The following is a 12,262-nucleotide window of genomic DNA, read 5'->3' as shown; positions in this document are numbered from 1 at the left end:
ATGAGCAAACGCCAGAAATTCTTCTCTGATCATCAGTACAACCACTTCCTGAAAGAACATGACGAAGTCATCGAGTTCTTCAAGACCAATCGTTTCAAATCCGACTCCGATGAAGAGGAAGCATCCCAGCGTGCCCGATACTTCCAAAGTCTGGCTTTGGACAAATTGTTGGCAACTTACACCGCAGGAATGGACATTGAGTCTCTGGTTCCGTTACTTGAGGACCTGATCGAAAAATATGAAGTGCGCCAGCAAACCCTCGCCGACTTCGAAGGAGCGCCACAGATTTCTCCGTTGGCTATCGATGACTGGCCAGATCAGTACGAAGAAGCTGTGCAAGTAATCGGTCTGTGTATTCTGCTGCACCGTAACGACTTGCTCGTACGCTTTGTCAAAATGCTGGACAACGCAGGTTATGCCGGGGACGACACGCTATTCGAAGATCTGTTGAAGAAGGTACTGCCCAACCGTCATGACGTTGACCAGTGGTATCACGACGTATACACCCCGCTAATACAAGCAATCTACGCCGACACGCGCGAAGAGGCGTCCGCCCTGCTGAAAAAGTATTGCCAGGGCTGGTACCCCGCTTTTAAACAAGCACCGTGGCACGACACTCATTTACAAGGAGAAGACGGCAATTACGTTGGCTATTGGGCAATCGAGGCCGCCGCCATCGCGTTTTTGTATGGCATCGACGACAGCAAAGTCGACCATATGGTTTATCCAAAAGATCTGGTCGACTATGCGAGAAATCACCAAAGCCCACGAATGACACAAGTTGGCCGAATCGTTGCCGGCGATGCATGCAGCCGGACCGGCTATTGGTTCACTCCTGCTCAGGCGAACTCCCGCCGTCATTTCCAACAGGGTGAACTCATGCCGAAGATCAACGACTCCCGTTGGGGCGATACGCTTTGGTATTGGTCGGGGGAAGTTTGAGTTGAAGTCAGTCCTTCAGGACGAAGGTTCGATCAGGGAGAGCTTGAACAACCTGAGTGAACAATCTGCGAACCTGACGTTTGAGCTACCCGATAACACCCCCGTTGTACGACTCGGGCTGATCGCAACCCTCTACTTCAAGGAAGGCTACTCGCTGCAAAGCAAGCGCAATGTCATGCAATGCTTCACCCGATTCAAGGAAGAGTTCGGCCAGCATCTGAAGGGACAGTTCGACGACCGCTACAAGAAGCTGACAGATTCCGGATTCAGCAAAACCCAGGAAAAAATCCGCGAGTCAGGGCCAAACGAACAATACGAATGGCACATCAGCAGCGCCGCAACGGCGAACGAAGCTGCTGCGTACAGCCTGTCCGCACTGAACTCGTTCGAGGTGCATGGCGATCAAAAACGCTCATACCTGAAGATGACATTGCCCTGGAGTTTCCTGAAAGAGCCCGATGGCGTCGCGCGCTTTGAAGAATGGCTGGTTTACTTGTGCGATCAGGTTGAAGCCGAACATGGCTACGGCGGACTCTCGAGCATACTGCCCTACGACTTCGATCGTTACATGCCCATGGAATTTCAACTGGCGCAGCAATATGTCGGTCTGGAAGTTGACTCAATGGTGCACAACTTCAAACGAGAATTGCTTGATCACATCAAAGGTGTCAACTGGTACACCATTGTAGGCACTCGATTTACCGAGCAACTGGGAGGTAAAGACGGATTACGCCACGCCTTAAGCGGACGTGGCGACGTCGAGATGCTGGATTATCAGGGCGGACTGATCATTCGCGCCGGCGCTTTACCCGAACTGGGCGCTATCCATGAACCTCTGCCCGTAACCTATGTAGCGGTGAACCGCGTTTTGAAACAGCTTCGTAATCCAAAACCCGATCAACTGCACACTTATTCACCCTACGGTAACTGCTTCGAACAAGACAGTACCGAGCGCTGGTACGCGCGATTCGACCAAGACGATGCGCATTCGAAAACTCCAGCACGAATAGAGGCCGGTCAGCCTTGTAGCGCCGCGGGTTATTGGTTCAGCCCCGCACAGGCAAACTCCCGACGTTACTTCGACTTGGGGGAAATAATGCCTCGGTTCAGTGGCTCGAATTGGGGCGATACGCTTTGGTATTGGTCGGGGGAAGCGTGAGTGGATTCAGCCGAGCAATCCGGTGCTCCTCAGCAGCTCCTGCAAGCCTTTTGGCACCAAGGGCACCTGCTCGCTGAAGCTTGAGCTGTCATGCCAGCGCGCGGTGAAGGGCGCGCCGTCGCTTTCATGGCCATCGATCTGTGCGTGGTCGTAGACGCCCTGATCGACAAACGTCGCGTCGTATACCTGGACAATTTCGTGTCCCGGTTTGCCGTTGTAAACGAAAAGACTTTCGAGTGTGCCGAGCAGACGCATGTCCGTCATGGTCAGCCCCAACTCCTCCTGCACTTCACGCACGATGGTTTCGGCGCTCGTCTCGCCGAACTCGATACCGCCGCCGATGGGCCGAAAGCAGGTTTGCTGGCTGACCGGGTCGCGAAATTCGTTAACCAGAATTTTGCCGTTGTGATGAAAAACGCAAAGTGCGAGCGCGCGAATGCGGTGTTCGGCCATGACTGAAGTCCATTTACAGGTGTGGGGGCGCGGCATTTAAACATGCTTTGCGCGACACACCCGTGGACGTCACTGGAAAAGGCTCGCCTCAGACCGGAGAAATCGTTGCGAGCAGGCCGATCAGAATGGTCAGTGTCAGAAAGCCACCCAGAAAAATCGCCATCTTGTTCATGTTGCTCTCCTCAATGCTGAGCTTGCGGTGCACTGGGCGCTTCGGGATGAAGGACTGCCGCGAGTGCCGAACCGTGGGGCTATTTTGAGCGGATGACTGAGCTGGTAACAGAGGCAGATCCAGTGAAAAAATACGGATCAGATGCGCATCTGATCCGCATGGGCCATGGGCCGATATTCAGATCGCGGCACAAGGGTTCAATTTCGGCGTGGTTGATCTAGAGTCATTGCCGTCGCGACAACAACAAGAAAAATCCTGGAGTGAACATGACCGATCTGAACCTGCAACCCAACGTCGCTGCATCGCTAGGCAAATGGCACGAAATGATCCACACCGGCAACCTAAGTGCCCTGCCCGGTCTGCTCGACCCGCAAGCCGTGTTCCGCTCGCCGATGGCGCACACGCCATACCCGGGCGCGCCGGTAGTGTCGATGATCCTTAATACCGTGTTTGAGGTGTTTGAAGACTTCAAATACCACCGCGAACTGGCGACTGCCGATGGCTTGAATGTGATTCTGGAGTTCAGCGCCAGGGTCGGGGCGAAAGAGCTGAAAGGCATCGACATGATTCGCTTTGATGAGCACGGCAAGATTGTCGAGTTCGAGGTGATGGTTCGCCCGTTGAGTGGACTGCAGGCGTTGGGCGAAGAGATGGGTCGGCGCCTCGGCGCTTATCTGGCGTCCGCAAAAGCCCTGTAGGAGCTGCCGCAGGCCGCGATCTTTTGATCTTGATCTTTCAAAAGCAAGATCAAGATCAAAAGATCGCAGCCTCGTTTCACTCGACAGCTCCTACAAAACTATTTGCCATAAAAAAGCCCACTGACCGTCGCCGGTTCAGTGGGCTTTGTGCAACTGGCGGCTAGTTACAGCGCCATGTCACGTGCAGCGTTTTCCTTCGGAGCTTCAGCTTTTTCAGCTGCAGGTGCGGCCGGAGCAGCCACCTGACCGATCACTGGAGGCGTCGGCAGTTCGAGGATTTTGGCGGTGTAAGCCCACTCTGCAGCCACTTTGGCTGGATCGCTGTTCAGCTGAGTACCGTAGCTTGGAACGATCTGGTGCAGCTTGGTTTGCCACTCTGGCGTTGCGACTTTGTCTTTGAAGACTTTCTGCAGCACGCTCAGCATGATCGGTGCAGCGGTCGACGCGCCTGGCGATGCGCCCAGCAGGCCGGCGATGGAGCCGTCTTGTGCAGCAACGATTTCGGTGCCCAGTTTCAGCACGCCGCCAGCGGCTTCATCACGCTTGATGATTTGCACGCGTTGGCCGGCTTGCCACAGGCGCCAGTCTTCGGCTTTGGCGTTCGGGAAGTATTCCTTCAGCGCGTTCAGACGGTCTTCATCCGACAGCATCAGTTGGCCAGCAAGGTACTCGACCAGCGGGTATTCCTTGATGCCGACCTTGGTCATAGGCCAGATGTTGTGGGTGGTGGTGCTGGTCAGCAGGTCCAGGTACGAGCCTTCTTTCAGGAACTTGGTGCTGAAGGTCGCGAATGGGCCAAACAGGATGACGCGCTTGCCGTCCAGAACACGGGTGTCCAGGTGCGGAACGGACATCGGTGGCGCGCCAACCGACGCTTTACCGTAGGCCTTGGCCAGGTGCTGTTCAGCGATGGCCGGGTTATCGGTCACCAGGAACGAGCCGCCTACCGGGAAGCCAGCGTATTCCTTGGCTTCAGGAATGCCCGACTTCTGCAGCAGGTGCAGTGCGCCGCCGCCAGCGCCGATGAACACGAACTTGGCGTCGGTTTCGGTTTTAGTGCCGTCTTTCAGGTTTTTGTAGCTGACGCGCCAAGTGCCATCGGCATTCTTGGTGATGTCCTGCACTTCGCTCGACAGTTTCAGATCGAAGTTAGGCTTGGTCTGCAGGTGGGCAGCGAACTGGCGGGTGATTTCGCCGAAGTTCATGTCGGTACCCAGCGGGCTCCAGGTGGCCGCGATTTTCTGGTTCGGGTCACGCCCTTCCATCATCAGCGGGACCCACTTCTTGATCACAGCCGGGTCTTCGGAGTACTGCATGCCGGCGAACAGCGGGCTCGCTTGCAGGGCTTCGTAACGCTTTTTCAGGAACTTGATGTTGTCATCGCCCCACACGAAGCTCATGTGCGGAGTGGTGTTGATGAACGAGCGAGGGTTCTTCAGAACGCCTTGCTGAACCTGCCAGGCCCAGAACTGACGGGAGACCTGGAACGCTTCGTTGATCTCGACGGCTTTCGGGATCGTCACGTTGCCTTTGTCGTCTTCCGGGGTGTAGTTCAGCTCGGCGAGCGCCGAGTGACCGGTACCGGCGTTGTTCCAGCCGTTGGAGCTTTCCAGGGCGACGCCGTCGAGGCGCTCGACCATTTCCATCGACCAGCTTGGCTCCAGCTCATTGATCCACACACCAAGGGTGGTGCTCATGATGCCGCCGCCGATCAGCAGAACGTCGACTTTCTTTGCTTCGTCAGCATTGGCGGATGTCATCCCCATCGCCAAAGCCAGACCCAGCAGGGCTGTGTTCACTTTTTTAAACATCTGTTGCACCTATGATAAAACGCCTTCCGCCCGCCGCTGTTATCTGCATGCGATCCGCTTTGATGACGCTCAGGCTAGCGTCGCAGATTCCGGCACACTTCAATTTTGACGGGTGGGCACACAAGGCCGACATGCTGCATCGACCTCAGTTAATGTCCCTTCTGAACTGACTTCTTATCATTATTGGCTCAGCTACTTGAGCGACAGGGATTCCGTCGGCCCGCCCAGAGGCAAGCAAACTGAATAAGGTCAAACCAAGTTGGCGCGAAGAATATCACGTCAGGGCAAACCCGCGCGTCTGTTCCCGACTTGAGAGTCTTTTTCCGCTCAGGGACTTATCGGCCGCCAGACGCTGAACATGACCCTCCGATCAGTGCAGCGACTCAAACCCTCCAGCATTCAAGTGTAGTTGCCCAGCGATTGAGTGCTTTTGCGCAGTGCCTTACTCAGAAATTATCTGCTAAGTTGTACGACGACTGACAAATAAGTCGTCAACCCCATAACAACAAGGAAACAACCGCAATGACCAAGACTCGACTACTGATCGGTTTTCTCTGTGCCTTAAACGGTTACGCCATGGCCGCCTCGGCCCCGGCAGAAAAAGATGTCGCCCAAGCGGTCGATCATCTGACCCAGGCGATGCTGCACAAGGACATCGCCGAACTGAACGCCCTCACCGCGCCCAACCTGACCTACGGCCACTCCAGCGGCAAGATTCAGGACAAGAAAGAATTCATCGCCGATATCGAAACCGGCAAAAGCGCGTTCAAGACCCTGGAAATGCAGAACCAGACCATCACCCTGTCCGGCGATACCGCGCTGGTGCGCCACCACTTTTCCGCGCAGGCGTTGAAGGGCACTGAAGTGATACCGACCGAGATCGAGAACTTTCAGATCTGGCAGAAGCAGGACGGCAAGTGGTTGCTGGTGGGGCGGCAGGCGTTCAAGTTCTGATCGGGGTTAACCGACTCTGAATAGATGTTGACTGGGCTGCCGTCTTCGCGAGCAGGCTAGCTCCCACAAGGGAACGCATTCCAAAGGTGGGAGCGAGCCTGCTCGCGAAGACGGCAGCCCAGGCAGTACAAATCTTCCTGGTTACAACCGAAACCGATCCACCGATTGCGCCAACTGCCCCGCCAGGCTCGACAGCTCATCGGTAGTATTCGCCGTTTGCCCGATCACCCGGCTGTTGCCCTCGGACATCCCGGCAATCATTTCCACCTGATGGGCAATCTCGTTACTGGCCTGACTCTGCTCGCCAATCGTGCGGGTGATGTCGTTGACCAGTTGTGTCGTGCTCAACGTCGCCTCAAGGATTTCGCGAATAGCGCGCTCGACGTCCGCCGTCACCGCCATGCCCTTGTCGACCTGCGCTACCCCCGCCTCCATGCTGCTGACCGCCTCGCGGGTACTGTGCTGAATGCGCGCGACCATCGCGGCGATTTCCTGGGTTGAGGCACTGGTGCGTGCCGCCAGACTGCGCACTTCGTCAGCCACCACGGCAAAGCCCCGGCCCTGCTCGCCGGCGCGGGCCGCTTCAATCGCGGCATTGAGCGCCAGCAGGTTGGTCTGGTCGGCAATGCTCTTGATCACCTGAATGATGTTGAAAATGGCTTCGGATTCCTGATCCAGCGTGCGGATCACCTGTGCCGACTGTTGCGCCGAGCGCGCGATATCGTCCATGTCGCTGACCACTTGATGAATCACACCACCCCCCTCTTTCGCCAGCGTTTCGGCTTGATTGGCCATGCTCAGGGCACGTTCGGCATGGCGGGTGATTTCCTCGATGCTCGCGGTCATCTGGCTCGCGGCGGCGGCCATGGTGCCGGCGGCGACGCTTTGTTGCTGGCTGCTGTCGGCGACCTGATGGCAGCCCTGGCTGAGTTGTTCGCTCATGCCACTGACGCCATGAGCATTGCGCCGCACCACGTCAATCATGTTGCGCAAGTCGCGCTGCATGGTCGCCAATGTGCGGATCAGGACACTGGCCTCATCCTTGCCGGACGGCTCGGCGATCGGCTCGCCGAGATTGCCATGGGCGATGCTTTCGGCGATGCGACTGGCGGTCTTCAACGGTCCCATGATGCTCAGAATCACCCAGCGCCCCTGAATCAACAGCAGCACAAGACTGGCGAGCAACACCACGCCAAGCGCGACGTTGGCATTGCGGATCGCCGCTTCGGTGCCTGCGCTGGTCTGCCGTGTATTGGTTTCAATCAATTCGCTGAGCGCGGCCATCTGCTCTTCGAGCTGACTGAACGCCGTGTTGAACGTGCCCAGTTCCTGTTGAGCGGCATCGGGACTGTCGAGTGCCAGCCTGACAATCCGCTCGCCGGTGTTGATGTAGGTGTCGAGGCTCGGTCTGATCTGCTCCAGTGCGGTACGCAATGTCGGGTTGATCGGCAGCTTGAGGTTCTCCTCGAGCACCTCACGAAAATGCCCCGCATGTTCGTTGATCGAATCGCGCACCTCGGCCGCCGTGCTGGTGCTTTTGCTCAGTCCCACAAGCATTGCCGAGTAGACATCGGCGCGCAGGGCGTCGTGCATCATGTCGGCTTCCATGTGGTTGCGCAGCGCGCTCATGCTGACCGCGTTGTCGCTGACCGCCGAAGCCATCCGCTGGTTGCCGACGTAACTGACCAGACTCACGATCAAGGCCGTCAGCAGACTTGTCACAATCAGCAACACTAAACGCAGTTTGATCGACACCGGTTTTTCCTCCTTGGCCACGCCCGCAAACGCCTGTCAGACCTTCAGTTAAGCCTATTTGCGCAGGTCTGCCGTGCCAGAGCGTGTCAGCAGGTGTCGGCATGAGGGCCAAATGCCGCAAAACTTTCGGATTGCGCGACAAGTCTCAATTTTCAACGCGCACGGCCAACGCCTTCATCGCCGGTTAATGCCGACAGGCTATTGAGTCCGTCGTTCCGAATTCTCATGCAGCAAAAGGAAACGCTATGAAACGCGCATTGTGGTTGGGTTTGCTTGGCACTTTGGCCATCGGCAGCGCACAGGCGGCGACGGAAAAAGTCGCCATCAATCTGGTCAGCGCCGACGGTGCACCGCAAGCGATCGGCTCGGTCACCATCAGTGAAACCGCGTATGGCCTGCTGTTTACCCCGGATCTGAAATCCCTGCCGGCCGGCATCCATGGTTTTCACGTCCATGAAAACGGCAGTTGCGAAGCCGGTATGAAGGATGGCGTGAAAGGCGCCGCACTCGCCGCTGGCGGGCATTTCGATCCGCAGAAAACCGGCAAGCACCTCGGCCCCTACGCCGACGGCCATCTGGGCGACTTGCCGGCGGTTTACGTGACGGCGGACGGTATCGCCAACTACCCGGTATTGGCGCCGCGCCTGAAAAAGATCTCCGAGATCAAGGGCCATGCGCTGATGATCCATGCCGGTGGCGACAACCACGCCGACATGCCCAAACCGCTGGGCGGTGGCGGTGATCGCATGGCCTGCGGGGTGATCTGAGCCGTCGCAGTCTAAAGGCCGGGCAACCCGTAATCGCGTTGCCCGCGTCTGTTTTGCAATAACGCAGACTTTCCAGCCCCACGGAACTCCCGCTCGCCGCGCCCCTCTCACATTATGTAGTCCTTCCCTTTTTGCTTCGCGCTTGTGGAGGAACACCGTCATGCGCAAGTTAGTGCTCGTTTCTTCTTTACTCCTATGCCTGCCCGTTGGTTCCGCTCTGGCCAAAGTCGATGCCGGAGATGTCGCCACGTCGGCCGGTGTCTCCGCGTCGCTGTACTCGACCTTCAAGGATCACAAAATGGTGATTCCGGCCCGTGACGACTTGTCTGCATTTGTCGCCAGTGGCGGGGCCATTCGTGGGGTTTATCTTGAGTCGGTGCTGCAACAGGTTCGCCAAGACAATCCTGGCCTGAACGCCAGTGATGAAGATCTCGCCAACGCGATTCTGGTGCATTACGAAGGCCTGAATCAGTAGCCGTCACGGATGAAGCAGCCGATGGACGGCCGCTGAAGGCGCATAGGCAAAACTGTCCGACGGCCTCTATGATGGAGGCCATGACGACTTCTGCGCCTCTGCGCTCACCCTGCCCGCCCGGCGCCTGCATTTGCGGGCGCGATCCGTTGCTGGAGAAACCCGGCGCGGATTTGCGCATCCTGCGCCTGACCCGCGAAGAAGAGAAAATCCTGCTGGCGCGGCTGGAAAAACTCAAAGACCTCGCCGATCTCGAACACCTGAAACAACGCATGTATGAACAACTGGGATTGCGCGTCGAAGTCGCCCCCGGTTTCAACGAAGTGCGCACCATGCGCGGCATTGCCATTCAGATCGAAGAGTTGCCTGGCCTGTGCCGCAAGACGCGCGCGGCCATCCCCGCCGCCATTCGTCGCGGCTTGGAAAACCATCCCGAAATCGCCTTCGAACTGCTCAACGCCCACGACTTGCTGCGCGACACCTGATCACTTTTTCAGCCCGACCCGCTTGCGCATCTCGGCGGTGATGCTCTGCCGGGTTTTCTTCATCTCGGCCCATGGCGCGTCGCCGACCTCCGCCAGACGCTCATGAACGTTGCGCACGTTCCATTGATTACCGCCCTTGATCTCGGCAACTTCCTCGCGAAACAGCGGCACCGACACCGGCAGACCTTCGCGGGTGCGCGCGGCGTAAGCGCAGATGGTGGTGGCGCCCAGACCGTTGCGCAGGTAATCGATGAAGATCCGCCCGACACGATTCTTTGGCCCGGACACCGCCGAAAAGCGATCCGGCAACAGCTTGGCCATATGGCTGACGATGGCATGGCTGAAGTCCTTGACCTCATCCCAGCCGAGTTTGCGGGTCAATGGCACCACCAGATGAATGCCCTTGCCGCCACTGGTTTTCAGGAACGCTTTCAATCCCAGTTCATCAAGCACAGTCAGCGTCAGTGCCGTCGCTTCGACCATGCTTTTCCACGGCAGCGCCGGATCCGGGTCAAGGTCGAGGACGAAGCGATCAGGCTTGTCCAGATCGACAGTGGTGGCGTTCCAGGTGTGCAGTTCGACGGTGCTCATCTGCACGGCGCCGATCAGCGCCTCGGCGTTGTTGATCAGCATCACCGGTTGCCCGGTGAGATCTTTGTCCAGCGTGGTGATGCCGGGTATTGCCAAGCGTTCGGCGTTCTTCTGGAAAAACAATTCACCAGCGATGCCGTCCGGCGCGCGCACCAGTGCCACCGGGCGATCCTTGAGTTGCGGCAGGATCCATTCGGCGACGCTGGCGTAATACTCGGCCAGTTGCATTTTGGTGGTGCCACTGACCGCGTCGATCACACGATCCGGGTGGGTGATGCGCACCTTGCCGGTGGCCAGTCCGAGTTGCGACGGCGCGGTGTCGGCTTTGCTCGCCGGGGCTTTTTCCGTGGTTTTTTTCGCGGCGGTTTTCTTCTCTGCAGTCTTCACCGGTTTCGCTCGCTCCTCAGTGATGCCCTTGGCCGGTTTGTCATCGCGCAAACCATGGAACACCGCGTGACGCACCGAGCCGTCCTTGGTCATTTCGGCAAACGCAACCTCCGCCAGCAGCTTTGGCTTGAGCCAGTGCACGCCTTTGACCTCGAAACCGCTGGGCGGATTGACCACAGCGGCTTTCTTCACCTGCAAGGGTTTGAGTTGGGCGAGGATGCTTTTCAACGTTGACTCGCTGAAGCCAGTGCCGACCTTGCCGGCGTAACGCAACTCGCCACTGTCACGATCATGCAGCCCCAGCAACAGGGCGCCGAACGCACTGCGCGAACCTTTCGGATCGGTGTAACCAACGATCACGAACTCCTGACGATGCTTGCACTTGAGCTTGATCCAGTCGCTGCTGCGCCGCGACACATACGGCGAGCCGAGACGTTTGCCGATCAGGCCTTCCATCTGCATCTGGCAGGCGCTGTTGAGCAGCGCGTCCGGCGTTTCGTCAAAGGCTTCGGAGAAGCGCAACAACGGTTGCTCATGGCTGCCAAGCACCGTGGCCAGTGCGGCGCGACGTTCCTCGACCGGTACTTCACGCAGGTCGACGCCGTTGAGATACGGCAGGTCGAACAAGTAGTAGAGAATGTTACCGCTGCGCCCGGCCTCGAAAGCATTTTGCAGGGCCTGAAAGTCCGGCACGCCGTGTTCGTTGGCGACGACCATTTCACCGTCCAGCCACGCTGATTCAAGACCGAGCGAGGCCAGGGCTGCGGCCTGTTGCGGCAACTTGTGCGTCCAGTCATGACCATTGCGGGTAAACAACTGCACCTGATCATGATCAATGCGCGCCATGATCCGATAGCCGTCGAATTTGATCTCGTAACTCCACTGCCCTTCGGGCGCGCTGTCGACCAGGGTGGCCAGTTCCGGCTTGAGCTGCGTCGGCAGTCTGGCCTTGTGCGCTCCGGTGAGCTTGCCGCTCGCGGGCTTGCGGGTTTTCGCCGCAGGTTTCTTCAGCGGTTTGCTTTGCTCGGCGGCCAGTTTGGGTTTGTCGACGATCGTGCGTTCGCTCAGCACACTGTCCGGCTCGGCCAGCAGCACGTCGTAATCATCCTGCGGCCGCGCGGCATCGTCCTGATGCTTGATCAGAAACCATTGTTCCTTCTTGCCCGGCATGTGCGTGCGCACCAGGTTCCAGATGCCGCCGAGCTTTTCGCCTTGCAACTCGAACTTGAGCTTGCCCTTTTCGTAGGCCTTGTGCGGATCTTCCAGCGGAATCCACACGCCACGATCCCAGACAATCACATCTCCGGCGCCGTAATGCCCTTCGGGAATGCTGCCCTCGAACGTTGCGTAATCCAGCGGATGATCCTCGACATGCACCGCCAGCCGCTTGACCTTGGGGTCGAGTGACGGCCCCTTCGGCACCGCCCAACTCTTCAACGCACCATCGAGTTCCAGGCGAAAGTCGTAATGCAGGTGCGACGCATCGTGCTTCTGGATGCAGAACTGCAAGGCATGATCCGTGGCGGATTTGCGCCCCGAACGCTTGACGGCCGCCGGTTCCGACGTCGCCGAGAAGTCGCGCATGCGGTTGTAGTCGTCGAGATTTCTGTTCATCG

The 12,262-nt window shown here is 57.9% G+C and carries 11 protein-coding genes; 7 read left to right on the top strand and 4 right to left on the bottom strand.

Features of this window, described 5'->3' with window-relative positions:
* Together PspS49_RS11580 and PspS49_RS11575 are read left to right on the top strand one after the other, a co-directional pair.
* Positions 1 to 942 (top strand): PoNe immunity protein domain-containing protein, encoded by a 942-nt coding sequence (locus PspS49_RS11580; protein WP_174245055.1) that lies wholly within the window; start codon positions 1 to 3, stop codon positions 940 to 942.
* 43 nt (positions 943 to 985) lie between these two features.
* The gene (locus PspS49_RS11575; RefSeq protein WP_160039355.1) at positions 986 to 2,101 is read left to right on the top strand and encodes a DUF3396 domain-containing protein; all 1,116 of its coding nucleotides are present in this window, start codon (positions 986 to 988) and stop codon (positions 2,099 to 2,101) included.
* Between the two features lie 6 nt (positions 2,102 to 2,107).
* On the opposite strand, the gene PspS49_RS11570 is transcribed toward PspS49_RS11575, so the two are convergent.
* Positions 2,108 to 2,554 carry an NUDIX hydrolase gene (locus PspS49_RS11570; protein WP_160039353.1) on the bottom strand — a complete coding sequence of 149 codons (447 nt, stop codon included), beginning with the start codon at positions 2,552 to 2,554 and terminating at the stop codon, positions 2,108 to 2,110.
* Between the two features lie 438 nt (positions 2,555 to 2,992).
* On the opposite strand from PspS49_RS11570, the gene PspS49_RS11560 reads away from it, so the two are divergent.
* Entirely contained in the window at positions 2,993 to 3,424 is a 432-nt protein-coding gene (locus tag PspS49_RS11560) for a nuclear transport factor 2 family protein (protein WP_150774514.1), read from the top strand.
* A gap of 164 nt (positions 3,425 to 3,588) precedes the next feature.
* On the opposite strand, the gene mqo is transcribed toward PspS49_RS11560, so the two are convergent.
* Positions 3,589 to 5,235, bottom strand: coding sequence for a malate dehydrogenase (quinone) (gene mqo, locus PspS49_RS11555; protein ID WP_127926730.1), 1,647 nt, complete (start codon positions 5,233 to 5,235; stop codon positions 3,589 to 3,591).
* Positions 5,236 to 5,757: 522 nt separating this feature from the next.
* On the opposite strand from mqo, the gene PspS49_RS11550 reads away from it, so the two are divergent.
* Positions 5,758 to 6,189 (top strand): nuclear transport factor 2 family protein, encoded by a 432-nt coding sequence (locus tag PspS49_RS11550; RefSeq protein ID WP_160039351.1) that lies wholly within the window; start codon positions 5,758 to 5,760, stop codon positions 6,187 to 6,189.
* 141 nt (positions 6,190 to 6,330) lie between these two features.
* Here the strand turns inward: PspS49_RS11550 and PspS49_RS11545 are convergent, their stop codons facing one another.
* Positions 6,331 to 7,944 (bottom strand): methyl-accepting chemotaxis protein, encoded by a 1,614-nt coding sequence (locus PspS49_RS11545; protein WP_160042496.1) that lies wholly within the window; start codon positions 7,942 to 7,944, stop codon positions 6,331 to 6,333.
* Positions 7,945 to 8,189: 245 nt separating this feature from the next.
* Between PspS49_RS11545 and sodC the strand changes: the two genes are divergently transcribed.
* The 3 genes from sodC to PspS49_RS11530 all read left to right on the top strand — a co-directional run bounded on the left by sodC (position 8,190) and on the right by PspS49_RS11530 (position 9,668).
* Positions 8,190 to 8,711, top strand: a complete 522-nt coding sequence (gene sodC, locus PspS49_RS11540) for a superoxide dismutase family protein (protein ID WP_127926729.1) — start codon at positions 8,190 to 8,192, stop codon at positions 8,709 to 8,711.
* Positions 8,712 to 8,871: 160 nt separating this feature from the next.
* A complete protein-coding gene (locus tag PspS49_RS11535; protein WP_008082402.1) occupies positions 8,872 to 9,186 on the top strand; it encodes a DUF2388 domain-containing protein in 315 nt (104 codons plus the stop codon).
* A gap of 80 nt (positions 9,187 to 9,266) precedes the next feature.
* Complete coding sequence (locus PspS49_RS11530; RefSeq protein WP_174245054.1) at positions 9,267 to 9,668, top strand: hypothetical protein; 402 nt, start codon at positions 9,267 to 9,269, stop codon at positions 9,666 to 9,668.
* On the opposite strand, the gene ligD is transcribed toward PspS49_RS11530, so the two are convergent.
* The gene (gene ligD / locus PspS49_RS11525) at positions 9,669 to 12,260 is read right to left on the bottom strand and encodes a DNA ligase D (RefSeq protein WP_160039350.1); all 2,592 of its coding nucleotides are present in this window, start codon (positions 12,258 to 12,260) and stop codon (positions 9,669 to 9,671) included.
* Between the last annotated feature and the right edge of the window lie 2 nt (positions 12,261 to 12,262).

Origin of the sequence: Pseudomonas sp. S49 (genome assembly GCF_009866785.1) — a bacterium.
Taxonomy (GTDB): domain Bacteria; phylum Pseudomonadota; class Gammaproteobacteria; order Pseudomonadales; family Pseudomonadaceae; genus Aquipseudomonas.
This window is presented reverse-complemented; position numbering and strand designations above follow the sequence as displayed.